At 63.6% G+C, this 23082-nt stretch carries 27 protein-coding genes and 1 pseudogene; 14 read left to right on the forward strand and 14 right to left on the reverse strand.

The window, feature by feature from the left end; translation table 11 throughout:
• Positions 1-241: 241 nt before the first annotated feature.
• On the forward strand, positions 242-1234 hold the full coding sequence (locus tag H7J73_RS26930) for an Acg family FMN-binding oxidoreductase (protein WP_264070852.1): 993 nt from the start codon (positions 242-244) through the stop codon (positions 1232-1234).
• A gap of 10 nt (positions 1235-1244) precedes the next feature.
• Here H7J73_RS26930 and H7J73_RS26935 read toward each other — a convergent pair whose 3' ends face one another.
• Positions 1245-2084: a universal stress protein gene (locus H7J73_RS26935; RefSeq protein ID WP_264070853.1), complete on the reverse strand. Its 840-nt coding sequence runs from the start codon at positions 2082-2084 to the stop codon at positions 1245-1247.
• Positions 2085-2342: 258 nt separating this feature from the next.
• Between H7J73_RS26935 and H7J73_RS26940 the strand changes: the two genes are divergently transcribed.
• A complete protein-coding gene (locus tag H7J73_RS26940) occupies positions 2343-2933 on the forward strand; it encodes an Rv1733c family protein (protein ID WP_264070854.1) in 591 nt (196 codons plus the stop codon).
• A gap of 12 nt (positions 2934-2945) precedes the next feature.
• Here the strand turns inward: H7J73_RS26940 and H7J73_RS26945 are convergent, their stop codons facing one another.
• Both H7J73_RS26945 and H7J73_RS26950 read right to left on the reverse strand, forming a co-directional pair.
• A complete protein-coding gene (locus H7J73_RS26945; RefSeq protein ID WP_264070855.1) occupies positions 2946-3596 on the reverse strand; it encodes a response regulator in 651 nt (216 codons plus the stop codon).
• 82 nt (positions 3597-3678) lie between these two features.
• Positions 3679-4548 carry a universal stress protein gene (locus tag H7J73_RS26950; protein WP_264070856.1) on the reverse strand — a complete coding sequence of 290 codons (870 nt, stop codon included), beginning with the start codon at positions 4546-4548 and terminating at the stop codon, positions 3679-3681.
• 225 nt (positions 4549-4773) lie between these two features.
• Between H7J73_RS26950 and H7J73_RS26955 the strand changes: the two genes are divergently transcribed.
• A complete protein-coding gene (locus tag H7J73_RS26955) occupies positions 4774-5049 on the forward strand; it encodes a dsRBD fold-containing protein (protein WP_264070857.1) in 276 nt (91 codons plus the stop codon).
• A 44-nt stretch (positions 5050-5093) separates the two neighbouring features.
• Positions 5094-5927, forward strand: coding sequence for a universal stress protein (locus tag H7J73_RS26960; RefSeq protein WP_264070858.1), 834 nt, complete (start codon positions 5094-5096; stop codon positions 5925-5927).
• Between the two features lie 14 nt (positions 5928-5941).
• Here H7J73_RS26960 and H7J73_RS26965 read toward each other — a convergent pair whose 3' ends face one another.
• Genes H7J73_RS26965 through H7J73_RS26990 form a run of 6 tightly spaced genes read right to left on the reverse strand, consistent with a single transcriptional unit; the run spans position 5942 to position 9890 of the window.
• Positions 5942-6412 carry a DUF2231 domain-containing protein gene (locus H7J73_RS26965; protein WP_264070859.1) on the reverse strand — a complete coding sequence of 157 codons (471 nt, stop codon included), beginning with the start codon at positions 6410-6412 and terminating at the stop codon, positions 5942-5944.
• Between the two features lie 56 nt (positions 6413-6468).
• Positions 6469-6696, reverse strand: coding sequence for a ferredoxin (locus H7J73_RS26970; protein WP_264070860.1), 228 nt, complete (start codon positions 6694-6696; stop codon positions 6469-6471).
• A complete protein-coding gene (locus tag H7J73_RS26975; protein WP_264070861.1) occupies positions 6693-7910 on the reverse strand; it encodes an NADH-ubiquinone oxidoreductase-F iron-sulfur binding region domain-containing protein in 1218 nt (405 codons plus the stop codon). The genes H7J73_RS26970 and H7J73_RS26975 overlap by 4 nt, the downstream gene beginning before the upstream one ends.
• Entirely contained in the window at positions 7907-8467 is a 561-nt protein-coding gene (locus H7J73_RS26980) for a ferric reductase-like transmembrane domain-containing protein (protein WP_264070862.1), read from the reverse strand. Before H7J73_RS26980 ends, H7J73_RS26975 begins: the two co-directional genes overlap by 4 nt.
• A complete protein-coding gene (locus tag H7J73_RS26985) occupies positions 8464-9414 on the reverse strand; it encodes an FAD:protein FMN transferase (protein WP_264070863.1) in 951 nt (316 codons plus the stop codon). Before H7J73_RS26985 ends, H7J73_RS26980 begins: the two co-directional genes overlap by 4 nt.
• On the reverse strand, positions 9411-9890 hold the full coding sequence (locus H7J73_RS26990) for a hypothetical protein (RefSeq protein WP_264070864.1): 480 nt from the start codon (positions 9888-9890) through the stop codon (positions 9411-9413). The genes H7J73_RS26985 and H7J73_RS26990 overlap by 4 nt, the downstream gene beginning before the upstream one ends.
• Positions 9891-9952: 62 nt before the next feature.
• Between H7J73_RS26990 and H7J73_RS26995 the strand changes: the two genes are divergently transcribed.
• Together H7J73_RS26995 and H7J73_RS27000 are read left to right on the forward strand one after the other, a co-directional pair.
• Complete coding sequence (locus H7J73_RS26995) at positions 9953-10630, forward strand: response regulator transcription factor (protein WP_264070865.1); 678 nt, start codon at positions 9953-9955, stop codon at positions 10628-10630.
• Complete coding sequence (locus tag H7J73_RS27000) at positions 10630-11829, forward strand: sensor histidine kinase (protein ID WP_264070866.1); 1200 nt, start codon at positions 10630-10632, stop codon at positions 11827-11829. The genes H7J73_RS26995 and H7J73_RS27000 overlap by 1 nt, the downstream gene beginning before the upstream one ends.
• A 4-nt stretch (positions 11830-11833) precedes the next feature.
• On the opposite strand, the gene H7J73_RS27005 is transcribed toward H7J73_RS27000, so the two are convergent.
• Positions 11834-12103: a metal-sensitive transcriptional regulator gene (locus H7J73_RS27005; protein ID WP_264070867.1), complete on the reverse strand. Its 270-nt coding sequence runs from the start codon at positions 12101-12103 to the stop codon at positions 11834-11836.
• Positions 12104-12454: 351 nt separating this feature from the next.
• Here H7J73_RS27005 and H7J73_RS27010 point away from each other — a divergent pair, with 351 nt between their 5' ends.
• The 6 genes from H7J73_RS27010 to H7J73_RS27030 are packed head-to-tail and all read left to right on the forward strand — an operon-like array spanning position 12455 to position 16852.
• Entirely contained in the window at positions 12455-13834 is a 1380-nt protein-coding gene (locus H7J73_RS27010) for an MBL fold metallo-hydrolase (RefSeq protein WP_264070868.1), read from the forward strand.
• A gap of 7 nt (positions 13835-13841) precedes the next feature.
• Complete coding sequence (locus tag H7J73_RS27015) at positions 13842-15044, forward strand: NAD(P)/FAD-dependent oxidoreductase (protein ID WP_264070869.1); 1203 nt, start codon at positions 13842-13844, stop codon at positions 15042-15044.
• A 34-nt stretch (positions 15045-15078) separates the two neighbouring features.
• Positions 15079-15441 (forward strand): thioredoxin, encoded by a 363-nt coding sequence (gene trxA, locus H7J73_RS27020; RefSeq protein WP_264070870.1) that lies wholly within the window; start codon positions 15079-15081, stop codon positions 15439-15441.
• Positions 15442-15475: 34 nt separating this feature from the next.
• Entirely contained in the window at positions 15476-15619 is a 144-nt protein-coding gene (locus H7J73_RS34070; protein WP_494337799.1) for a DUF8730 family Cys-rich protein, read from the forward strand.
• A 2-nt stretch (positions 15620-15621) separates the two neighbouring features.
• The gene (locus H7J73_RS27025; protein WP_264070871.1) at positions 15622-16035 is read left to right on the forward strand and encodes a DUF302 domain-containing protein; all 414 of its coding nucleotides are present in this window, start codon (positions 15622-15624) and stop codon (positions 16033-16035) included.
• Between the two features lie 43 nt (positions 16036-16078).
• Positions 16079-16852 carry a sulfite exporter TauE/SafE family protein gene (locus H7J73_RS27030; protein ID WP_264070872.1) on the forward strand — a complete coding sequence of 258 codons (774 nt, stop codon included), beginning with the start codon at positions 16079-16081 and terminating at the stop codon, positions 16850-16852.
• Positions 16853-17060: 208 nt separating this feature from the next.
• Here H7J73_RS27030 and H7J73_RS27035 read toward each other — a convergent pair whose 3' ends face one another.
• From H7J73_RS27035 to H7J73_RS27045, 3 genes are read right to left on the reverse strand one after another with little or no spacing between them, the layout of a single operon-like run.
• Positions 17061-17393, reverse strand: coding sequence for a rhodanese-like domain-containing protein (locus H7J73_RS27035; RefSeq protein WP_264070873.1), 333 nt, complete (start codon positions 17391-17393; stop codon positions 17061-17063).
• 13 nt (positions 17394-17406) lie between these two features.
• Complete coding sequence (locus H7J73_RS27040) at positions 17407-20325, reverse strand: MMPL/RND family transporter (RefSeq protein WP_264070874.1); 2919 nt, start codon at positions 20323-20325, stop codon at positions 17407-17409.
• On the reverse strand, positions 20322-20762 hold the full coding sequence (locus tag H7J73_RS27045) for an MmpS family transport accessory protein (protein ID WP_264070875.1): 441 nt from the start codon (positions 20760-20762) through the stop codon (positions 20322-20324). The genes H7J73_RS27040 and H7J73_RS27045 overlap by 4 nt, the downstream gene beginning before the upstream one ends.
• A gap of 387 nt (positions 20763-21149) precedes the next feature.
• On the opposite strand from H7J73_RS27045, the gene H7J73_RS34075 reads away from it, so the two are divergent.
• Both H7J73_RS34075 and H7J73_RS27055 read left to right on the forward strand, forming a co-directional pair.
• Positions 21150-21341: a DUF8730 family Cys-rich protein gene (locus H7J73_RS34075; RefSeq protein WP_264070876.1), complete on the forward strand. Its 192-nt coding sequence runs from the start codon at positions 21150-21152 to the stop codon at positions 21339-21341.
• Between the two features lie 284 nt (positions 21342-21625).
• The gene (locus tag H7J73_RS27055; RefSeq protein WP_264070877.1) at positions 21626-22339 is read left to right on the forward strand and encodes a VIT1/CCC1 transporter family protein; all 714 of its coding nucleotides are present in this window, start codon (positions 21626-21628) and stop codon (positions 22337-22339) included.
• Between the two features lie 625 nt (positions 22340-22964).
• Here H7J73_RS27055 and H7J73_RS27065 read toward each other — a convergent pair.
• Positions 22965-23082: pseudogene (locus H7J73_RS27065) on the reverse strand (AsnC family transcriptional regulator); the annotation flags it as partial.

Raw genomic sequence — 23082 nt, forward strand, 5'->3', positions numbered from 1 at the left:
CTGAATGGCTGCGGTAACGCCGCCTTCGCCAGGCTACGGCGGTCCACCCGATTTCGGCATCGAGCGTTCGTCACCGATCCGTAGGCACAAAGTCCCTCGCGTGCATAGCGATTCCGGCCACTGCCCGTCGGGCGGAGTGTGGAGCAGACTGCCCTTGGCGAAGTGACTTCTGGCTCTCGCTCAGCACCACGCTGATGGGGCATTGTCGAGTGAACTGCGAGATACAGAAGGTTGACTTGTGATGAACGCACACCTGCCAGATGCCGTGACTCTGCGCACCGCGCTGGGTCTGGCCATCCGGGCGCCGTCAGTGCACAACATCCAGCCGTGGCAGTGGCGGGTCGGCACCGACAGCCTGCACCTGTATGCAGATCCCGCCCGGCGACTCATGTACACCGACCCCGACGGTCGCGACGTGTTGGTCAGCTGCGGTGCAGCGCTGAACCATTGCGTCGTTGCATTGGCGGCGCTGGGGTGGCGAAGCAAGATCCGGCGGCTCCCGAATCCTGACGAACCGCTTCACCTCGCCGCCATTGAGGTCTATCCGCACGCGGCGGATGAGGTCGATATCACCCTGGCGGCTGCGATTCCGCGGAGGCGTACCGATCGGCGTATCTTCAGCTCCTGGCCCGTGGCGCATGGCGACATCTCGATCATGGGAGTCAGGGCAGCGCGGATGGGCGTAGCGATGCGGCACGTCGAGCCCTCAGTGGATCTGCGTGCTGCTCTGGCTCAGGCGGTGTGGCAGCATATCGGCGACGCCGGCTACCTTGACGAACTGACCCGATGGAGCGGTCGATATGCCACCGCGACCGGCGTCCCGGCGTTCAACGTGCCGGATTCCGGACCGCATTCACCGATTCCGGGTCGGATTTTCGCCGGCACCGCATTTGCACAACCTGCAGAAGCACCGGCCGCCGACGACCACAGTGTCCTGCTAGCACTCGGCAGTGCTCAAGATGACGACCTCGCCCGGTTACGCGTGGGGGAGGCCACCAGTCTGGTATTGCTGAGTGCCACCGGCCTGGGTTTGGCGAGCTGCCCCGTGACCGAGCCGCTGGAGGTTCCTAAGGCGCGGGCAGTCATCCGTGCAGATGCATTCGAGGACAGGGAGTTTCCACAGATGCTGCTACGAGTCGGCTGGGCTCCCATCAACGCGGAGCCGCTGCCGTCAACCCCGCGACTTCCGCTCGATGAGATCGTGGTTCGCCTGGACGGTGCCCGCTTCACCTGACTGCGCGCATTCAGCGGACGACAAGAACTGAACACCAATTGTGGGTGTCGCGGCTTTGCCGGTACGGCCCTACGATCTGGGCCGCTCGTTTGACATGGGTATCGCCGATCACCGCCAGTTGGGCGGCGAGCTCGTCATGATCGCGGAGGAACCCGGCCACGTCATCGTCACATGCCACCGGATAGATGTGCAGGTGCGGGTACTGCTTTCGCCACGACGCGACTCGCCGCTCGAGCTCATATCCGTCGATTCCACATGGTTCGGACGGCGCGACGCCAAGGGCAAGCACAGGTGCCCGGAGCAGACAGGCGGCCTCCAGCGCCCACGTGGCCACCGTGTTGCCGGCGCGGCTGCTATCGACGACTGTGACGATCCATTCTGACTCCAAGGTCGGTAGATCATTGTCCAGTCGGATGACAGCGACGGGGCAGTGCGCCTGCTGGGCCACAGTGGTGGCAGTCGATCCGAGGGTTCGCTCGCAGAAGGGTGTGACGCCGACCGAGCCGACGCAGACCATCGTCGCCGAGGCTGATTCGGTGAGTAACATCGCATCGGTTTCGCCCCAGAGGATTTCGGTGTCGACCGCGATCAGCTTGCCGGTGGCATGCACAGCGGCGGAGGCGACGCGCAGGGCGGTTCTCCCGAATTCGGTCTCGGGCCAGTCGGCCGCCAAGTCGCTGGGATCCTCGTCCAGATCAGTGTCCTCCTCATCGACGGTGACGACGTGCACCAGCCGCAGCGGAACACCTCGGTCCACCGCAAAGTCCGCGGCCCATACGGCAGCATTGATGGCGGCTTGTGAGCCATCGATCCCGACCACAATAGGTGCTTCCGATTGGGTTGAGTTCATGGCGGTTTCCCTTCCCCGGCAGGTCGTTACGAGCTGTCTCGCCGGGACGCTACGTCGGGTCCAGTGCTGCGGGCTGGGGTCGTTGGTCCCTCGTCGGTCCGCGAACGTCACCGGACTTCGCCGCCGAGTGTCTTGATGACTTCAGCCTTTCTGCCTTGGTGTCTTTCGGCCCTCGGCTGTCGAGACCTCAGTAGGCAAGCATGAGGGATGAGCTAATACCGCACCCGTTTGCGGGGCTGCTTTTTGAGGAGTGGTGTGATGGAGTTCTTCACCCTTGACTGGGGTCGCAGTTGGCTGGCGCGGCTGTTCGGGCGAAATGCTTTGGTACGGAACAGTGATCGATTGGAGGCACTGATCATCGCTCTGGCAGTGGTGGCGGTCATAGTGGCCATTCCGGTGGCGGCGGGGTTCGGGACGTCGGTGAAGGAGAGCAGGTCAACCGCGTACGCGCAGCAGGCGCTGAGCCGGCACCGGGTGACCGCGACGGCACTGGAGAACGCGGAATTGCACGCGCAGATCTATACCCAGACCTTCAGCGTGCAGGCGCGGTGGGCGGCAGCAGGTGCAATCCATGTTGGCAACATCCCTGCCCCGGAGATGGTCCACGTCGGTGATCGGCTGGTGATCTGGACCGACGACAGCGGAAACTACGCAAAGAATCCGATCGATCCTCGTCAGGCGGTGGCCGACGCGATTGGCTGGGCCGCCTTCACCTGGATGTCGTTTACCGCGATCCTGGCCATCGCTGTCTACGGCCTGCGCCGAAACCTCCGACACACCCGTTTTTCCCAATGGGACCGAGAACTCGATGCCCTGGTCGGCGACGGTGGCGGCCGCACCAGTCACTAGCTGTTACGTCTATCAGTCCGGACGCACGGCGGTGGGGCCGTGGAGCTTCGTTGCGAACACCGCAGCCTGAGTGCGCCGCTGCATGCCGAGCTTGGCCAGAAGCCGCGACACGTAGTTCTTGACGGTCTTCTCCGCCAGGAACATTCGATCGGCTATCTGTTTATTGGTCAATCCTTCGCTGAGCAGATCGAGCAGGATCCGCTCCTGGTCGGTCACGCCCGCCAGCGGATCCGATCGTTCGGTGGCGTTGCGCAGCTTGGACATCAGAGCCGCGGCCGCGCGGTTGTCGAGCAGGGAGCGTCCAGCGCCGACCTCCTTGATCGCTTCGGCAAGCGCCATGCCTTTGATGTCTTTGATGACGTATCCACTTGCGCCGGCGAGGATCGCGTCCAGCATTGCCTCATCGGAGGTGAACGACGTCAGCATCAGACAGTGCAGGCCTGGCAACTTCGACAGCAGGTCGCGGCACAGCTCGATGCCATTGCCGTCCGGGAGCCGCACATCCAGTACCGCGACGTCGGGCCGTAGGGCAGGAATCTGGGCCATCGCGTGCGCCACGGTTCCCGCTTCGCCGATCACGTCAAGGTCCGGGTCGGCGCTGAGCAGATCGATCAGCCCGCGGCGGACGACCTCATGGTCGTCGACGAGAAAAACGGTCACCATAGTTGGGTCTCCGCACTAGTGAGGACGAACGTGCCGATGCTCCGCCTCAGGCCACGATAAGGGAGGCCTCCGCTTGACGAGGTCACAATGAGTTCGCGGAGTCGCAGACCAGCACCGAGCAGTCGATCTCGTGGAGTGCTGCGAAGCCGGCGGCCCCGATAATCTCCGCGACACCGTGAGTGCGTCGCCGACCGACCACGAGGAGCTGTGCTGATCGGGCCTGGCAGGAAAGATATTCGAGGAGATGACCGTGAACGACGGCCGACTGAACCACCAGTCCGGCGTGCCTGCGTGTCGTCTCGGCCAAGCGCCGGTTCAGCTCGACCGCCAGCAGACGGTTCTGCTCAGCGACAGCGCTCACGTCGTGGTTGCTGGTCACCGTGGAGCGCCATGCGGCGACAACGATGAGCGGTGCTTTGCGCAGGATCGCCTCATCGATCGCTCGATGCAGGACGATATCGCTATCCGCTGACGGGTCGACCTCGGCGATGATTGCTCGAGGCGTTCTTGGCGATGGGTCGTAGCTCCGGATGATGGCGACCGGGCAGTGGGCCCACGTGGCCAATGCTGCTGCAGTGGACCCTACCTGTCCGCCCGCGGTCAGGGTTTTGAAACCGGTGGCCCCGGCACAGATGAGCGCTGCCCCACGGGCAGCTTCCAACAGCACGTCCTTCGGTCGGCCCTGCAAGATCTCGACTTCGATCTTCACCGGTTTGGCGGTGGATTCCACGGCCACGAGCGCCATTCGGACGGCCGTCTCCGCGACCGCCAGTGCCCGGGCTCTACCCTCGTGTGTCGCCGGCTCCTCCGGGGGGTCGATCGCGTAGACGAGCCTCAACGGCAGGTCACGCTCAACTGCTTCACCCACTGCCCACAGCGCGGCAGTTGTCCCACTGCGGGATCCGTCGATACCGACGATTACCGCCGGCGATGGCGGGCGGGTGTCGCGCATCTTTGCCTCCCTCGCCGACCATGTCTCTTCACCACGAGATTAGCCAGAGCACCCGAGTCCCGTCAGAGCCAAAAGTCCCTCGTCCATCGTCGTTGGTCACCCAAACGATGCTCCGTATGCGACTCTGCCCACCACCTTTCCTATCGGGGACCAATGACCCTGGCATCTCTCGACGGATCCGCGCACAGTCGACAGTGCATCGGCAATCAAGTGAAGGAAGGCGCGATGAGCCACAAGGATCACGACAAATCCAAGTACAACGTGAAGATCAGGGTCGACATGCATGACGATCACGCCAAGGCGACCGCCCGCATGGGTTGGCGTGACGTCGAATTGGTCGGAAAGGGCGAGGCAGACCTCGACCCGGACGATCACTACCCGGCGCGGGTCGGTGAAGAATTGGCGGTCGCCCGCGCCCTTACTCATCTGACCAGGCAGCTATTCGTCGCCACGGCGGGTGACGTCGAATCAGTGACGGGGGAGCCGGTTTCGGTGCGCTGACACCAGCCGTAGGTGATCGCGCCAATCCAACTGGAGGTACAACGATGACCGATTCACCGATGATCGACTCGCCGCCAGATCCCGTCGTCGTCGGCATCGACGGATCAGAAGCGGCGATCAACGCGGCCCGCTGGGCTACCGTCGAAGCCATCCAGCGCAACGTCCCCTTGCGGCTGGTCTGCACGGTTCCCACCGACGGTGGCCTGCTGGGGACCGACGGTTCCGTACTCGAGTACCGGCGCCACGCTTCGGAAGCACTACGCGCCGCCTCCGCTGCCGCCACCGAGACTGACCAGCCCGTCAAGATCGAGACCGAGATCCTCTACGGAAATCCGTCTGCCGTGCTGGTCGAGGAGTCACGTACGGCCGCGATGGTGTGTGTGGGTTCAACCGGTATCAGTGCTTTCAGTAGTCGGTTCCTGGGTTCGACGGCCACCGATCTTGCCGAACAAGCTCTGTGTCCGGTGGCGATCATCCGAGCACCCCGCAGGTCTCCGCCGTCGCCCACTGACTTCATCGTCGTCGCGGTCGACGATTCCGCCGCCGACGACAAGGTGGTTGCCTTTGCTCTCTCCGAGGCAGCGCTACGCCATGCGCCGATCCTGGCAGTCGGAGTCTGGTCGGAAGATTTCGGCGATACCCCCTATGACGAACTCGATCGCCGGGTCCAGGTCTGGGCGGATCAAAACCCGGGCCAGCGCATCTATCCGGTCACCACCCGCGCGACAGTGAAACGATTCCTCGCCGAAAACACCGACGAATCCGTCCAGCTCGCCATCATCAACAGCCGCGACGCCCATCAGGTGGCGGCCATCATCGGGCCGCGCCGTCATCCCATTGTTTCGCACGCCTTCTGCTCGGTGTTGGTGGTTCGCTGACCGCTGTGCCGGAGTCACGGGTTGGCGGCTGCAAGGTCTCCCCATGATGCTTTCGCACCGGAATCGCCGATCCGGTAGACCTGCACTGTGGTCGCGAGGCTCACGATGATCACCAGAGCCGCAATCACCCAGTGCGCAACGGGTTTCACCGACTTGTCGCGCGTCTCACGTACATGGATGAACGCCAGGAGCGCTGCCGCGGCCACCAAGGCGATGGCGAAGTACAGCATCGTGTCGCCGAGGTGTGTGTGGGCATGTAGCACCGGAGACCTGTCCTCGCGCTTCTCCAGCCACTCGCCGGCGTCGGTGGTCAGCGGAGTGAGGATGAGGGTGATGACCGCCAGTGCGAGTACCAACCAGATCAGGCGCTTACGCGCTGCGTCCCACAGGGCGCAGACAATCGCGAGAGTAGCGGTCAGTGGTGCCAGTACCACGATGAAGTGCACCAGCAGGATGTGAGCCGGTAGCCCGTTGATCGTCGACATGCGTTATTCCTCAATATCTTTCGTTGATCGAACAATCGAGCCGGCCTCATCGCCGGCTATCGGATCCCACTGGTCAGGGACAGCGCGAGTCGCGGGCACCGGGCGACGGCGCGGCGTGCGTCGGCGAGCGTGCGCGCGGGCACCGAAGGTTCACGTGAACCGTCGCGAGCCAGGGGATATCCCCAGTCGTCGCGGTCTAGCAGGCGTGGGAGCAGTTCGGTGCAGAGTCCGCGGCCGTCGCAACGAGTCCAGTCGATGTGCAACCGCGAAGCTGATCCCGTCACCGTGATCCCTGCACTTCGCGCCGAGCGTTGGACAGCAGCGCAGCGCAGCGTCCGTGGCGGTGCTGGGCGATGTCGCTTTCGAATACGGAGAGCGCAGTTCGCACCAGGCGTGCCGTCCCGTCCGGATGGCGACATGAGCCGCGGCCGTCCACCAGGCCGATGGTTCGCCGGATCTCTTCGATGAGGAGGTCGTCGACCCGTCCGTATGCGAGTTGATCGAGGAGCTGCGCGAGGCGGGGCAGTCCGTTGAGGCACGGGCCGCACTGACGCGCACTCTGGTCGGCCAGGTAGGACGCGATTTCGGCAGTGCGCTCAAGCCCGCACTCGCCGCTTCCGAGGACGTGGATGACGCCTGCGCCCGGAGTCGCTCCGAGCGCTGCGAGTCCAGCGCGCGACAGCCGTGCGCCCACTGCGCGGGAAGGTATCCAGCTGCCGTGATACCCACCGAGCAGGACTGCTCGCACCGTGCGGAGGTCGGTATGTCCGGCGATCGTCAGGACGTCGGTCAGCCGCGATCCGGTGGGTACCTCGGCCACCCCGGGCCGCGTCCCTGCGCCCGACAGGGTGACCAACATGGTGCCCGGCTCTGCGCCGTCACCGACAGAGCGAAACCAGGCCGGACCGTAGCGGGCGATGAGGCCGATGTGGGCGAGAGTCTCCACATTGTTGAGCAGAGTCGGCCGCCCCCGAACCCCCGATGTGGTGGTCAGCACCGTCCGGTCGCGGGGGGACGCAGGGCCACCCTCGATTCGCCTGACGACCGCCGATTCTTCCCCCGCGACGAACCGGTCGGGAGCGTCGACCGCGGTGATGCGGTGCCGATCCGTCTTCGCCGCAACCCGCTCGGCGAGGGCGATCTCAACGGCCGCCATCGCGCGCTGAGGAACGTAGATCACCACTGAGTCCGCGGCAACCGCCGTTGCTGCCACACTCAACCCGTCGAGTACGAGGTGTGGTGCCCGTGCGAGCAGGGTGGCATCCTTCGAACTCAGTGGTTCTCCTTCGGCGCCATTGCCGATGACCACCGGTTTACGACCTGTGACAGAGGCGATCTTGCGGCCGGTGGGAAAGCCGGCGCCGCCGCGACCGGTCAGCCCCGCTTCGGTCAGACAATCGGCCAGCGCTGTGGCGGTCGGCGCGGGTAGCTCGCCGTACCGTTGCAGGTGATCGTGCAGGCGGGGTCCGGGCCCGGTGAGCAGGCGCTGGGCGGTCATGAGCGCCCAGCGATTCGTGCGCCGGCGTATTCGGTGTAGTTGGAATGCAGCCGCCAGGCAAGCACTGCGGCCACTGTCAACACGCAGCAGCCGGCGTACACCACGAACCAGACGCGCCCCGAATCGGTTCCGTTGCCGAGTCCGTGTGCCAGGGCGATCGGCCAGAGTGCGTACGCGGCCCAGTGCACGACGCGGAAGACGCGCAGTCCCAGACGGTGCCGGAGCAGGCTGGTGACGATCACGACGAGGAGCAGGTCGAAGGCCAGCGTCCCCAGGCCCTGCCACAGCGGTCGGTATGTCCCGACGAACGGTACGACGAAGTCGACGAGCCGCAGCTGGGCGTAGGGGTCGGCGAAGAGCAGGGCGAGGTGCAGCGCCACCAGCAACGTCCCGGCCAGCGCCGCGAATCGGTGGACGTCCGCCACCGCGAACCTCGGCAGCACCAGCAACGGACGGCCGGAGCGGGTGGCGATACCCAACGCCAGCGAGATGGTGAGGAAGCCGAGTGCGGTGATCCCGGTGCCGCGACCCAGCGCCCACAGCGCTTCGCTGGTCATCGTGCCCTGCAGGTGTCGTCGTTCGGCCAGCCGCCGATGGTGTGCACAATCCGGTCACTGTCCACCAGGCGGGCGGCAATGCCTTGTGCACGAATCCAATTCAGTGCCCGCCAGCCGCGGATGATCGCAGCCGTGCTGACGGTATTGGCGGCGAAACAACTCGCCGCCGCGACGGTCACCGTTCGCCACACAGGATCTGCCGACTGACCGGTCCGTGGATCCAGGACGTGATGCAGCAGCTGCCCGCCCCGGCACCAGCTGCGGCGCACTGTGCTCGATGTCGCCATGGCTGCCCCGGAGGACAGCACTACCAACGACGCCGGCTCGTCGTCGCCGTCCTGGACCAGCACCTGCCAGCCGCCCGCGGGTGCCGATCCGGCGGTGGCGATGTCGCCGCCGAGGTTGATCAGCACGCCGGCTCCGGTGGCAGCGTGGACCCGCGCCGCGCAGCGATCCGCGGCCAGCGCCTTGGCCGTGGCGCCGAGATCGAGCACGACGCCGGGCGGCAGCGTCACGGTCCGGTTGTCGAAGCTGACCATCGACCAGGTCGCCAGTCGGCTGACCGTCGTTGCCAGCGGAACCGACGAGTCCAGCGCGGTGACATCGCGGTCGTAACCGAGTGCGATCACGGCCGCACCGATGGTGGGGTCGACGTCGCCGTCGGTCTGCCGCGCTGCCAGCAGCGCGGCAGACAGCATCTCCGCGAGCAACTCGCTGACCTGTGTCGGCCGGCCGGATGAGCTTGCCAGGGTGTTGATTTCGGAGTCCGGCCGAAAGCGTGACACGGCAGCTTCGACGGCGTCGAGCTCGGTATCGACACACCGGCGGGCTGCGCCGATGGCATCAGGCTCGGTGACGATGATCTGCATGTCCATCGTCCAGCGCTGCCAATGAACTTCTGCGGTGTCGGCCATGCGCTCGGTGGGCCGTTCGTGCGAGACGGTCATGAGCCGTGCGAGATCGTGACATGCGGTGAGTAGTTCGGAGAATTCACCGTCGACGGGACGTTGACGTGCCGCGTGGTCGTCGAGGAGGTCGAAGAGGTTGTCGCCTTGGTGGGCGCTGGTGCTTGTGTCTGGTGCGTGACAGGGGCCGGAGCCTGCACATAGGTCTGCTTGGGCGTGTACTGCTCGACCGGCGCCTCGGTGGTGATCGGCGGGGGCGGTGGTGCCTCCGTCGTGACCGGAACAGGTGCCGGTGGCGGATCCACGGTTGGGGTGGCCACGGCGGGAACCGGCGGCAGATCCGCGGCGGCAGGCGGCGCGACGTCCGCGGGCACAACCGCGATCGGAACCTCCGGCGCAGGCTTGAGGGTGTCCGCATAAGCCAGGGATGACGCGCCCGCGACGCCGGCTACACCGATACCGGCCAATGCCCACGACGCCGCGGCGGCCCGGCGGAAGCCCGATCGAGGTGAGTTCATGTGCCGAATGCTGACATCGGTTTCTTTGAGCCTTCCCAGAACTGGCATGGCAGGCTCTTTGAATGACGGAGAGACGATCAGCACCGGTGTTGCTGATCGTCGAAGACGACCGTGCATTGAGCGCAATGCTCACCGATCTGTTTACCGACGAGGGCTACCTGGCCGACGTCGCCGGTGACGGGCAACAGGGTCTGCACAGTGCTCTCACCGGGACTTACGACGCGATGATCATTGATCGGGGGCTTCCGGTGATGGACGGTTCCGACCTCGTCGCCGTGCTCCGGTCCCGCGGCGTTTCCACTCCCGCGCTGCTGCTCACCGCGCGGGGCTCAGTTGCCGACCGAGTCGAAGGGCTCGACTCCGGGGCGCAGGACTATTTGGTCAAGCCGTTCGAGATACCTGAGTTGCTGGCCAGGGTGCGTGCTCTCGTCAGACGCCCAGCCGGCGGTTCGACGCTGTGCGCCGGGGGATTGTGCCTGGACCGGATAACCCGCACGGTCAGCCGGGGCGCGGCCGGCGACCATGAGGTCGAACTCTCCGAGCGGGAGATGGCACTGCTCGCGGCGTTGATGAGCGCACCCAAGAGGATCTTCACCCGCGGTCAACTGCTGGAGATCGCCTTCGAAGGTGCGGACACCACCGGCGCCGTCGATACCTATGTGCACTATCTGCGTCGCAAGCTCGGCAGAGGAGTCGTGCTAACGGTGCACGGTACCGGCTATCGGCTCGGGCCCGGATGATGCCGGACGGCGACCTCGCGATGATCCGGCGCGCCGGTCGGGTCGCGGCGCTGCAGGCATCGCTCGCCCTGACACTGGTGTTGCTGATTGTGGGAGCGGCGGTGTTCTTCGTCGACACCCACGTCCAGAACCAGCAGATCGTTTCGGAACTGAACTCTGTCGCGTCGACCGCCGACGATGCCACCGATCCTCCACCCGGAACCATGCTGGTGCTGCGCGACCGTGCCGGCAAGGTTGAAGCCAGCTCCGATGACCTACCCACCGCGGAGTTGCTGCGACGGCCAACAGGGTTGTTCGACAACGTAATTGGGGGTGCTCGCTACCGCGGGTTGGTTGCCGACAAGCCCGAAGGCAGGGTGGTCGTGCTACTTGACCTGCGTCCGTACGAAGCCGGCCGCAGTCGTCTGCTGCTGTCGTTGGTGATCGCCGAGCTCGCGGGGATCGCGGCATCGGTAGCGGTGGTCATTCTGCTCACCAGGCGGTCAATCCGTCCATTGACGGAGGCATTGGCCTTACAGCGCAGATTCGTCGCCGATGCCTCACACGAACTTCGCGCGCCGTTGACTGTCCTACACACCCGGGTTCAGATGCTCGGCCGTCGTTTCGACGACGGGGACGCCCATGCCGCCAAAGCGGAGATCGAGGCCCTTGCTTCTGATACCCGCGCTCTTGGTGCGGTGATCGAAGACCTGCTGGCCTCGGCGTCGATGACGGTGGACGGCACTCCCCGCGATCGCGTCGACCTGTCACAGCTGGCAGACACAGTGCACGACACGATGGCGCAGCATGCCGAATCGGCAGGAGTGAGGTTGGTTGTGGAAGACCACACCGAGGGGAGCGGCTGCGTCGTCCTGGGATCGGCCTCGGCACTGCGGCGCGCGACCGCGTCACTTGTCGATAACGCACTTGTCCACCAACACCCTGGCGGCACGATCACGCTACGAGTCCGGCGCCAGGGCGACCGTGCGGTGATCGATGTGCAGGACGACGGAGTCGGGATAGCATCCGACGCGATGGCCACCTTGTTCAACCGGTTCTCGCACGGACATGCGCACACCGTGACCGGCGGTGCCCGGCGTTACGGCATCGGGCTGGCGCTCGTTCGGGAGATCGCCCACGCGCACCGCGGTGAGATCAGCGTCGCGCACACCCCTGGCGGCGGGGCCACTTTCACGCTGTCGATCCCAGCTGCGGGGTGACCTGTCAGGCCAGTGCCATGAACAGCTTCTCCAACTCGGCTTCGGTCAAGGGTTCTTTGCCATCGGAACTCTCGCCGGTGAGACATTCCCGCATACCGGTGGCGACGATCTTGAATCCGGCTCTGTCCAGTGCCCTGGACACCGCGGCGAGTTGGGTGACGACATCTTTACAGTCGCGGCCTTGTTCGATCATCGAGATCACCCCGGCCAGTTGTCCTTGGGCGCGCCGTAGTCGATTCAGAACCGCGGCGACGCTGTCTTCGTCTCCAACCATCGGGATCCCCTTCCGTCCGTCTGTGTAGCAGTGTTAACACTGTACCCACCGGGGTATATGCCCGGTGAACTGAGCGCGACGTCACGCCGACGTCCTCGGTGGCCGCGGAGCGTTGACCAGTGCGGCAGACCAAGCGGTCTCGAGTTCCGCCGTTGTCCGTCGTGTGGAGCCGGCGGTGAACAGAGTTCTTGGGAGATTGGTACCAACGGGAGTCTGTCAGGGCATGACACATATACCCCGCAGGGTATTTAGAGCGACCGGAATAAATATACCCCAGGGGGTACTATACATACCTATGGGGGTATATGTCAGAATGGCATTACCCAAGGCGCCGAGAGAGAGAAGTCAGCGATGATCTTCCAGCAGTACTACCTGGACTGCCTGTCCCACGCGTCCTATCTGGTCGGTGATGAAACGACCGGTCGCGCTGTCGTTGTCGATCCGCAGCGCGATGTCGCGGAGTATGTCGCCGATGCCAAGGAATGCGGTCTGACCATCGAACTGGTCATCGAGACGCACTTCCATGCGGACTTCCTCTCCGGGCACCTCGAACTTGCCAAGGCTACCGGTGCGAAGATCGCCTACTCCAGCGTCGCCGAGACCGAGTTCGAATCGATGGGGGTGGCCGACGGTGAGCGATATTCGCTCGGAGATGTGACATTGGAGTTCCGCCACACGCCGGGACATACCCCGGAATCGATGAGCATCGTGATCTACGAGCACGCCAACGACGAGGTTCCCTTCGGCGTGCTGACCGGCGACGCCTTGTTCATCGGCGATGTGGGTCGCCCGGACCTGCTGGCCTCGATCGGTTTTACCCGCGAGGAACTCGCCGACATGCTTTATGACTCGCTGCACGACAAACTGATGACGTTGCCCGACGCGACCCGGGTGTATCCCGCGCACGGCGCAGGATCGGCGTGCGGCAAGAACCTCTCGACCGACCTGTGGTCGACCATCGGTGAGCAGAAAGCGACGAATTACGCGCTGCGGGCCCCCGACAAAGGGACGTTCATGAACCTCGTCACCGAGGGGCAGCCGCCGGCGCCCGGTTACTTCGTCTATGACGCGATCCTCAACCGCAAGGACCGCGGACTGCTCGACGAGAGCAAGACGCCGGCCGCGATGACCTATGACCAAGTCCAGGCCGCCATCGACAACGGCGCCGTCCTCGTCGACGGACGCACTCCCGAGGAATTCGCCCAGGGCCACCTGCGGCACGCGATCAACATCGGACTCGAAGGCCGCTACGCCGAGTTCGCCGGTTCGGTGCTCCCGTCCGATGTCGACATCGTGCTTTTCACCGAGCCCGGCTATCAGCTCGAAGGTAAGAACCGGCTGGCCCGGATTGGATTCGACCGGGTGATCGGTTACCTGCCCGAGCCCTACCAGGAGATGCTCGATCACCGCGACGACGTCGCAGTGGCGTCGCGGTTGACGGCCACGGCCTTCGACGAACGCGCCTCGCGCATCCAGAACCTTCAGATCGTCGATGTCCGCAATCCGGGCAAAGTCGAGGCCGGCACCATCCCGCGCGCGATCCCGATCCCAGTGGGCCAATTGCCCGCGCGGCTAGGTGAGCTCGATGCCACTGTGCCGACTGTCGTGTACTGCGCGGGCGGTTACCGATCGTCGGTCGCGGCGAGCTTGTTGCGCCAGAAGGGTTTCACCGACGTCAGCGACATCCTGGGCGGCTACGGCGCCTGGGCCGACGCACACCAGAACGCCTGAACATACCGTGACCAGCACAGCGAAGCATCAGATTCTTATCATCGGTGGCGGAACCGCCGGCATCACCGTCGCGGCCCGCATGCTACGCAAGGGCTACACCGACGTTGCGGTCATCGAGCCGTCGAGCGTGCACTACTACCAGCCACTGTGGACTCTTGTCGGTGGTGGGCAGGCAGAGGCCTCGACGACCGAGCGCACCGAATCCTCGGTGATGCCCAAGGGAGTCAACTGGATCAAGAACGCCGCCAACGGCTTTGATCCCGAGCACAACACGGTGACCTGCGCCGACGGCGCGGCCTACGAGTACGACGTGCTGGTCGTGTGCCCGGGAATCCAACTCGACTGGGCTAGTACCGAGGGGCTCGTGGAGGCGCTGGGCCACGACGGGGTGTCATCGAACTACCGGTTCGATCTCGCGCCGCGGACATGGGACCTCATTCGCAACCTGCGTTCGGGCACAGCAGTTTTCACTGTTCCCTCCGGCGCGATCAAGTGCGCGGGAGCTCCGCAGAAGATCGCCTATCTGGCCGCTGACTACTGGCGATCGCAGGGAGTGCTCTCCGAGATCGACATCCATCTGGTGATGCCGGGGGCACGGCCCTTCGGCATTCCAGCGATTGCCGACAGCCTGGATGCGGTCATCGCCGACTACGGCATCACGTTGCACGCCAACTCCGAGGTGACCGCCGTGGACGCAGCATCGCGCAAAGTGAGCGTCACCAGCGTTGCCGCGGGTGGGACCGGCGCGATGCTGCCGTACGACATGTTGCACGTCGTGCCGAGGCAATCCGCACCGGACTGGATCAAGGCCAGCCCGCTATCGACCGGCGATGCATACGGCTACGTCGACATCGACAAGCGCACCCTGCAACAGGTGCGCTACCCGAATGTGTTCAGCCTCGGCGACGCGGGCTCATCGCCGAACTCGAAGACCGGAGCCGCCATTCGGAAACAGGCTCCCGTCGTCGTCGACAACGTCGATTCGTTCCTGAAGTGCCAGCCACTGCGCGCATCGTATGACGGCTACTCGTCGTGCCCGATCGTCACTTCATCGCACGCGGTGCTGCTGGCGGAGTTCGACTACGACTTCAACCTGGAGTCGTCGTTCCCAGTGCTCGACCCGACGACGCCGCACCGGTCGTACTGGTACCTCAAGAAATACGGGCTCCCCCTCATGTACTGGAATCTCATGCTCAAGGGACTCGTCTAGCAATTTAATTGCGGCACAACAAAAGGACATCATCATGGCCATCAAGAATCTATCCGCTGACGACTTCGAGAAGACTATCGCCGACAACTCCATCGTGCTGGTCGACTTTTGGGCATCGTGGTGCGGCCCGTGCCGGGCGTTCGCCCCGATCTTCGACCGTTCGGCTCAGTCGCGTCCGGAGGTCGTGCACGCGAAGGTTGACACCGAAGCCGAGCAGCAACTGGCCGCCACTCTGAAGATCAGTTCGATCCCGACGATCATGGCCTTCCGAGACGGCATACTCATCTACCGTCAGCCGGGCGCGATGCCCGGTGCAGCCCTCGAAGATCTCATCACCAGGGTCAACGAGCTCAACATGGCAGACGTACGCGCCAAGCTCGCTGCCGCGAGCGCTTGACCGAATCCGAATCCGAACCAGTCAAGGAGATCCCATGTGCTACCCCGCAGAATGTCCGAATTGCCACAGGACCGGCTGGGCCGGCTGCGGCGAGCACCTCGATGACGTGATGCAGTCGGTGCCCGCTGCGCAACGTTGCATATGCGTGCAGCATCCAGCACCCCGAGAAGGGAAATGAACATGTCACTGGCAATATCTGTCACACTGCGCGCACCATTTGAAGTAGCAATTGAGCGGACGCGAAAAGCCCTGTCTGATCAGGGATTCGGAGTTCTCACCGAGATCGACATGCAAACCACGCTAAAGGCCAAACTTGGTGAAGACATGGAGAGTTACGTCATTCTCGGGGCATGCAATCCGCCCCTTGCTCATCGAGCGGTCAATGTCGATCGGCACCTAGGGTTGTTGTTGCCGTGCAACGTCGTCGTACGGTCGGACCCGAATGACGACGGCGCGGTGATCATCGACGCAATTGATCCGGAGATCATGGTTCAGGTGGCCGACCAGCCGGGCCTGCGTGAGGTCGCTGACGAGGCGTCAACCAAGTTACGCGCTGCTATCGAAGCACTGTCGCAGACCGCGCGCGAGCAGTGAGCGTAGCCCCTGATATGCGGGATATTCGGGGGAGTGGACACTGATGACCACCGTAATCGCGCTTGCCCTCGGCGCCGTCATCGGAGTACTTCTGGGACTCCTCGGCGGTGGCGGGTCCATCCTTGCTGTTCCTGCGCTGGTCTACGTGCTGGGTCTGGGCATCCAGCAGGCCATTCCGATGTCGCTGATCGTGGTCGGTACTGCATCGGCGGTGGGCGCACTGCCCAAGATTCGTGTTCGACAGGTCCAGTGGCGGCTGGCCGCTATTTTCGCGCTCGCCGGCATTCCCGCCACCTTTGTCGGCACTGCCATCGGCAAACACCTGCCGCAGCCGGTCCTCCTGATCGGCTTCGCCGTGGTCATGGTGGTGGCCGGAATCCGAATGCTGCAGGACAACAAAGACACCGGCACCGCATGCAAAGTCGGCGACTCCGGCATCAACTGGCGCCGATGCGCCCCGAGGTCCATCCCCGCAGGGTTTCTCGTCGGTCTGCTCACTGGACTCTTCGGCGTCGGTGGCGGCTTCCTGATCATTCCAGCCCTGGTGCTGATGCTCGGCGTGGAGATGCCGATCGCAATCGGGACATCGTTGGTCATCATCGTCGCCAATTCGGCCGCCGGGGTCATCTCACACCTCAGTGCGGGCAGCATCGACTGGTCGGTCACGACCGCTTTCGTCGGCACCGCCGTCCTCGGTTCGCTGATTGCCGGTCACCTCGGCACCAAACTCGACACTCGACGGCTGCAACACTGGTTCGCTTACCTCGTCTTCGCAGCGGCGGTCTATGTCCTCATCGACACCGTCTTCATCGGCTAGAACCTCATCCCTCACAAGGTGTCGGCATTTGTCGCCGGCAGGACGATTCTTATTGTCTAAATGGTCTTTTCGTTCATAACCTGCTCGCGTTCGTAGTCATCGGTTGCCAAGTGCTCGTTGATTGGCGGGCCGGTCGTCAGATCCCAGTGATTATCGTCAGGATGCCCGGACAGCGGCGAGAAGGAAGGGGCGGTGGCAGCTTTCGCGATCAGGTGACGGTGCCGGCCGTGCCATCATTGCGAAGCGCGGGTTGCCCGGTCTCCTGCCATGCTGCCGTCCCGTCGACCACGTTGTAGACCGTAACCTCCGATGTCGCGAGTTTCGTTGCCGCCACACCTGATCGGTTGCCCGACCGGCACACCGCGACAACCGGCATGGCCGCGTCGAGGGTGTGCGCTTCGAGGTCGCGAAGTCTTACATGCACGGCGCCGGGAGCATGCCAGGCCGCCCACTCGTCATCTTCGCGAATGTCGAGCAGGAGGGCACCGGATCGTTCCATAAGCGCCTTCGCTCCTGCCGGATCGACTTCTTCCACGTCCATCACGACCTACCTTTCACTCGGATTCCATGGGCACGACGGGCGTGTCCGGTGACGCAGGGGCTACCGCGGCGACCTCGTTGCGCGGCCGGTAGGCGGGCCGCGAGCGGACCTTTAGCGGCCACCAGAACCAAGGTCCGAGCAGAGCTGCGATGGACGGTGTCATCAGTGTGCGCACGATCAAGGTGTCCAGCAGTAGGCCGATGCCGATGGTCACCCCGCCCTGTCCGACGTTGAGCAGGGCACCAGAGACCATGGACCCCATGGTGAAGGCGAACACAAGGCCGGCGGCGGTCACGACGCTGCCGGTGCTGCCCATGGACCGGATGATCCCGGTGTTGATGCCGGCGCCGATCTCCTCCCTGAAGCGGGATACGAGCAGCAGGTTGTAGTCACTGCCGACAGCCATCAGGATGATCACCGCGAAGGCGAGCACAATCCAGTTCAGCTCGATACCCACAACTCGTTCCCATACCAGCACCGACACGCCGAATGCGGCGCCGAGCGACATCACGATGGTGCCGACGATCACCAGCGACGCGACGAGCGCCCGGGTGATGATCAGCATGACCACGAAGATGAGTGTGAGCGCAGCGAACGCGGCGATCATGGTGTCGTATTTTGCACCCGACTGGATATCTCGGTACGTTGCGGCTGTGCCTGCCAGGCTCATGTCGGCCTTGGCAAGGGAGGTACCCTTGACCGCCTCGTGTGCGGCCACGAGTTCGTCGTCCACCGTCGAAATGCCCTGCTCGGTAGCTGGATCAACATCGTGGATGATGATCAGCCGCGCTGCCTTGCCGTCTGGGGATAGGAACAGCTTGAGTCCCTTTTGGAAGTCGGGGTTGGCGAACACTTCTGGCGGCAGATAAAAGTAGTCGTCGGCTTTGGATGCGTCGAAGGACTCACCCATCGCGGTGGCGGTATCGGTCATCTGCTGCATTTGGTCGATGAGCCCGCTGAAGCTGGTGTGGATGGTCTGCAGTGTCTGTTGCATAGTGGTCGCCGTCGCGATGATCGGCGGGAACTGCGCGACCAGCTGCGGAGTCAGCGCGTCGATGGTGTCCATACCGCTTGTCAGCTCGGTCATGTCCTTGAGCAGGGTGGACATGGTGTCACTGAGTCCATTGACACCATCGATGGCGTCGAACGCCGACCGGACACCCGAGCAGGCGGGAGTGTTTAAACAGTTTGGTTCCCAATAGAAGTAGTTGCGAATCGGACGAACCTCGTCATCGAAGTCGGCCAGATGATCGCGTATCGCATCGAGTGACGCTTTGAGTGTGTTGGCGTCGTCGACCCCGCGGTGAGTGGTGTCGACAGTGCGGTGAGTGGCGTCGGACAACTGCTGCATCAGGTTGTACATCTGGTCCATGGACGTGATCATCGCGCCCAATCGGTTAGACATCGTGCCGATATCGCCCACCCGCAGTTTCAGGAACTGCAGGTTCTGGGTGATGGGTACCGATTGCATGCTGACTTGATAGGGGATGGAACTGTGCGCGATCGGCGAGCCGAGCGGCCGGGTGATGCTCTGCACCGTGGCGATACCACGGATTCGGAAAAGCGACTTGGCAATCCGGTCGAGCACGATCATGTCGGTGGGATTACGCATATCATGATCGGATTCGACCATCAGGATGTCGGGGTTGAGGCGTGCTGCACTGAAATGCTTTTCGGCTGCGGCGTATCCGATGTTCGACGGGACGTCGTCGGGTAGGTAGTGGCGATCGTTATAGCTGGTTTTATAGCCGATCGTGGCAAGGATGCCGAGAATGATGACGGCAGTGGTCACGGCGAGGATCGGTTTCGGCCAGCGGACGGTCGCCGTACCGATCCGTCGCCACCCCTTGGTTTTCAACTTGCGCTTCGGGTCCAGCAGGCCGAACCGGCTGGCCACCACGACAATGGCCGGGGCGACGGTCAGTGACGCCGCGACGACCATGATCAAGGCGATCGCCGACGGAAAGGCCAGTGACTTGAAATAGGCCAGCCGCGTCAATCGAAGACACAACATGGCACCGGCGATGGTGAGCCCCGAGCCCAGGATCACATGGGCGACGCCGTGAAATGCGCTGTAGTAGGCGGATTCAGTGTCTTCTCCGTTCTGCCGAGCCTCCTGGTATCGGCCGACGAGAAAGATCGCGTAGTCAGTTCCGGCGGCGATCGCCAGGGCGGTCAGCAACGGAACTGAGAACGTCGAGAAGTCGATGATGCGGAAGTGGCCGAGCAAGGCGACCGCACCGCGTGCCGACCCCATCTCGATGCCGACGACGGCCAAGATGAGCAGCACTGTGCTGAGCGACCGGTACACCAACAGCAGCATGATCGTGATGACCACCATGGTGACCACGGTCATCTGGACCATGCTCTTGTCGCCGGTCTCGAGTGAGTCCGTGGTCAGGGGTGCGGGACCGGTGACGTAGACGTGCAGGTCAGCCGGTGGCGTTGTGCGGTCGACGATTCCACGCACCGCTTCCACTGACTCGTTCCCCAGGGTGCTGCCCTGATCGCCGGCCAGGTTGAGTTGGACGTAGGCGGCCTTACCATCACTGCTCTGCACCCCCGCGGCGGTGATCAGGTCGCCCCAGAAATTCTGGACATGCTCGACATGTTTGGCGTCGCGTTGGAAATTACTGATCAGTGTGTCGTAATACCGGTGCGCAGCGTCGCCGAGCGGTTGGTCGCTCGTGAGCACCACCATCGCGATGCTGTCGGAGGTGGACTCCTGGAACTTCGCGCCCATCTTCTTGGCGGCGATGACAGACGGTGCGTCCTGTGGTGACATCGACACCGCGTTGTGTTTGCTGACCGATTCGACCTGCGGGAGTAGCAGATTCAGGCCAGCGGTGATCGCGACCCAGATCACGATGATCGGGACTGCGGCCATCCGGATCGAGCGGGGGACGAACGAATGCGTGGCGTTGGCACTCATGCGGATTTGTCCAGACAGAAGGCTTGGGCGGCACGGCCCTCTGCATGCTGCTCGGCTACCACCTTGTCGTTGACAAGGATCCGGCAACCGAGAGATCCGCTATCGCCTTGGGCGACCACGTTGGCCAAGATCCCGGGATCGGTGGTGGCTATCGTCACCGACCAGGGCAGGTTCGTGAAACCCGCCTCCTGCGTCTTGCCTTTGGCATCGAGGTAGCTCACCCGTCCCGCGGTCGTTTGCGGCCCGACAATTTCGTAGGTCACCTGCTTGGTGTTGATCGGCGCGATGGCGTCTAGGTGCTCCGATCCCGCCACGAACGGCAGGTCGGAGTCGAAGAAGGTGCGTAGACGGCCCACCACAGCCGCACCGAGTAGGAGGGCTATCACGACCACCACGACCACCCAGAACTGTTGTAGCCAACCGAATGGCGACCGCATTTTCATCGTTGTGCCCTATCTCAGATGTACTGACAGATCCCATCGGACGAGGGGATGTCATCTCTGACTCAACATACCCATGGGGGTATTGACTGCCAAGTCGGAGGGGTCATTTGCGGACCAGGTAGATACCATAGGGGGTATGGTATAAAGAGAAGATGGGCGACCTGCCATCTCGGTACGACGCGGATCGGGCTGCACTCAGCTGGCGCCGCATTAAATGCGTTGGACTGTCATGGATTTACGGTGATCGCCGCCGGGCTGTGTGACTGCAGCGACCCTGTCAACGGGAGGGGGTGGTCCGACAGAAGTGTTGCCTGTGGCGCCGGAGTGGCTGTTCGTGAGCTTGGACTGAACCCCGATTCACATCGAACTTAAGGACCGACAATGTGTCGCGCTGTGAAATGCCGTGTTTGTGAGAAAACCACCTGGTCGGGCTGTGGGATGCACGTCGATGCCGTTAGGCGTGGCGTGCCGGCTGCTCAGTGGTGCGCCGGCCACTCGAATTCAGGCGGCGAGGCTGCAGCGGCGCGCCGGAGATGGTTCAGGCGAGCGAAGGGTCGGCAAAACAACGCGTGACGTCGGCGAACGCAGGCTGGCCACGGCAGAATCAGCCACCAGAAGCGCAGGGACTGTCGTTGCAACACGGGATAGATTGTGGTCGCGCGCCATTCATTGGGAGCAGTGCCGCTGACGTGCCATGGGGCATAGCCGAGAAGTTCGCCGCGATCTTGCCCCCGTAATGAGGGAGTGTGTCGGTGGGTTGATGTGCCCGGGAGGTGGGTGAGATCTGAACTCCGCCGGCGGTTTGGTAAGCCTTCGATTGCTAGCCGCGTCGGAATTCGGTGTATATCCTTTCGGCCGTGTCCAATCCGTCTCATCCGGCCGAACCCCACGTCGGCTCGGTGTCATCGAAGCTGAACTGGCTGCGTGCCGGCGTGCTCGGCGCAAACGATGGAATCGTTTCCACGGCCGGCATCGTTGTCGGGGTGGCAGCCGCCAGTGTGGAACGCGGGCCGATTCTCACCGCGGGCGTCGCTGGCCTAGTCGCGGGAGCGGTGTCAATGGCGTTGGGGGAGTACATCTCCGTGAGTACCCAGCGGGACACCGAAAAGGCGCTGTTGGACAAGGAACGTCGTGAGCTGAGCGACGATCCGGCGGCCGAATTCGACGAGCTTGCCGCATTGTATGAAGCAAAGGGTCTGTCGGTGGCCACCGCCCGTTCGGTGGCCGAGGAGTTGACCGATCACGATGCATTCGCTGCACACGTCGACGTCGAGCTGGGCATCGATCCTGAAGAGTTGACCAACCCCTGGCAGGCGGCGCTGTCCTCGGCGTTGTCGTTCACCGTCGGTGCCCTGTTGCCGTTGATCGCAATCCTCGTGCCTCCGACGGCGTGGAGAGTTCCGGTCACCGTCGTGGCGGTGCTGTTGGCACTGGTGATCACCGGGGTGGTGTCGGCCGGATTGGGCGCAGCGCCCAAGGGCCGCGCCGTACTCCGCAATGTCATCGGGGGTGTCCTGGCGTTGGCGATCACCTACGCGATCGGCCATCTGGTGGGCTCAGTAATCGATTGAGGCAGGCACCCCAAGGCGCCGCCGTCGAGGCGTCTGAGCTCGATCACACTGACAGCCAACAGGTTTCGATGGCTCTACCGAACGCTGCTGCTGACACCGCAGATCGCGGAGCGACCCGCTGGGGTCGTTGACGACAGTGTCAGTTCAGCGCGGTGGCTGAGTTCACGGGCGGTAACCGGGGACGACCAGGGCGTCGGGATAGTTCACGTAGTAGGAAAGACACACCGGCTGGTTTCTGCAGGCGATTATTGCCCCGGCGTCCGGTGCCGCGCCAACAACGCGATTCCCCCGCGCGGGTAGATTGCAGTTGACGACGTACGGATTCAGCGGAATCACTCCAGGCACACAAGACGATCCAGATCCAGATCCCGACGCCACCACGGCCGGCGGTGGTGCGGCGCCCGCTGCGGGACCAAGCGCCACGGTGGACGCAGTAGTGACAAGTCCAGCCAGCACGACAAGCCGGGCTCTGGAACTCAGTGTGACCATGGCCAACTCCGATCGTTGATAGCCGACCTGAGTCCGACGTTACGCCTGTCGGAGCGGCAAATCGGTGACGAAAATGTGTCGGAGTCTTTAGCCTGCCGCCGCAGCGCTACGCACGGACTACCAACGCCATGTTTCGCTACCTGGTACCCCAGTCGTATTGTTGCTTAACAAGTTTCAGGTAAACCAAGGTTTCGGTGGATATCACTCCCGGTACGGCTCGGATTTTTGTGTTGAGTAGGTCGAGCAGGTCGCCG

Origin of the sequence: Mycolicibacterium komossense (genome assembly GCF_025822605.1) — a bacterium.
Classification (GTDB): domain Bacteria; phylum Actinomycetota; class Actinomycetes; order Mycobacteriales; family Mycobacteriaceae; genus Mycobacterium; species Mycobacterium komossense.

Excerpts from the sequence above, each read along its gene's own strand:
- H7J73_RS26930 (WP_264070852.1), top strand. The coding sequence starts at position 242 with ATGAACGCACACCTGCCAGATGCCGTGACTCTGCGCACCGCGCTGGGT.
- H7J73_RS26935 (WP_264070853.1), bottom strand. The coding sequence starts at position 2,084 with ATGAACTCAACCCAATCGGAAGCACCTATTGTGGTCGGGATCGATGGC.
- H7J73_RS26940 (WP_264070854.1), top strand. The coding sequence starts at position 2,343 with ATGGAGTTCTTCACCCTTGACTGGGGTCGCAGTTGGCTGGCGCGGCTG.
- H7J73_RS26945 (WP_264070855.1), bottom strand. The coding sequence starts at position 3,596 with ATGGTGACCGTTTTTCTCGTCGACGACCATGAGGTCGTCCGCCGCGGG.
- H7J73_RS26950 (WP_264070856.1), bottom strand. The coding sequence starts at position 4,548 with ATGCGCGACACCCGCCCGCCATCGCCGGCGGTAATCGTCGGTATCGAC.
- H7J73_RS26955 (WP_264070857.1), top strand. The coding sequence starts at position 4,774 with ATGAGCCACAAGGATCACGACAAATCCAAGTACAACGTGAAGATCAGG.
- H7J73_RS26960 (WP_264070858.1), top strand. The coding sequence starts at position 5,094 with ATGACCGATTCACCGATGATCGACTCGCCGCCAGATCCCGTCGTCGTC.
- H7J73_RS26965 (WP_264070859.1), bottom strand. The coding sequence starts at position 6,412 with ATGTCGACGATCAACGGGCTACCGGCTCACATCCTGCTGGTGCACTTC.
- H7J73_RS26975 (WP_264070861.1), bottom strand. The coding sequence starts at position 7,910 with ATGACCGCCCAGCGCCTGCTCACCGGGCCCGGACCCCGCCTGCACGAT.
- H7J73_RS26980 (WP_264070862.1), bottom strand. The coding sequence starts at position 8,467 with ATGACCAGCGAAGCGCTGTGGGCGCTGGGTCGCGGCACCGGGATCACC.
- H7J73_RS26985 (WP_264070863.1), bottom strand. The coding sequence starts at position 9,414 with ATGACCGTCTCGCACGAACGGCCCACCGAGCGCATGGCCGACACCGCA.
- H7J73_RS26990 (WP_264070864.1), bottom strand. The coding sequence starts at position 9,890 with ATGAACTCACCTCGATCGGGCTTCCGCCGGGCCGCCGCGGCGTCGTGG.
- H7J73_RS26995 (WP_264070865.1), top strand. The coding sequence starts at position 9,953 with ATGACGGAGAGACGATCAGCACCGGTGTTGCTGATCGTCGAAGACGAC.
- H7J73_RS27000 (WP_264070866.1), top strand. The coding sequence starts at position 10,630 with ATGCCGGACGGCGACCTCGCGATGATCCGGCGCGCCGGTCGGGTCGCG.
- H7J73_RS27005 (WP_264070867.1), bottom strand. The coding sequence starts at position 12,103 with ATGGTTGGAGACGAAGACAGCGTCGCCGCGGTTCTGAATCGACTACGG.
- H7J73_RS27010 (WP_264070868.1), top strand. The coding sequence starts at position 12,455 with ATGATCTTCCAGCAGTACTACCTGGACTGCCTGTCCCACGCGTCCTAT.
- trxA (WP_264070870.1), top strand. The coding sequence starts at position 15,079 with ATGGCCATCAAGAATCTATCCGCTGACGACTTCGAGAAGACTATCGCC.
- H7J73_RS34070 (WP_494337799.1), top strand. The coding sequence starts at position 15,476 with ATGTGCTACCCCGCAGAATGTCCGAATTGCCACAGGACCGGCTGGGCC.
- H7J73_RS27025 (WP_264070871.1), top strand. The coding sequence starts at position 15,622 with ATGTCACTGGCAATATCTGTCACACTGCGCGCACCATTTGAAGTAGCA.
- H7J73_RS27030 (WP_264070872.1), top strand. The coding sequence starts at position 16,079 with ATGACCACCGTAATCGCGCTTGCCCTCGGCGCCGTCATCGGAGTACTT.
- H7J73_RS27035 (WP_264070873.1), bottom strand. The coding sequence starts at position 17,393 with ATGGACGTGGAAGAAGTCGATCCGGCAGGAGCGAAGGCGCTTATGGAA.
- H7J73_RS27040 (WP_264070874.1), bottom strand. The coding sequence starts at position 20,325 with ATGAGTGCCAACGCCACGCATTCGTTCGTCCCCCGCTCGATCCGGATG.
- H7J73_RS27045 (WP_264070875.1), bottom strand. The coding sequence starts at position 20,762 with ATGCGGTCGCCATTCGGTTGGCTACAACAGTTCTGGGTGGTCGTGGTG.
- H7J73_RS34075 (WP_264070876.1), top strand. The coding sequence starts at position 21,150 with ATGTGTCGCGCTGTGAAATGCCGTGTTTGTGAGAAAACCACCTGGTCG.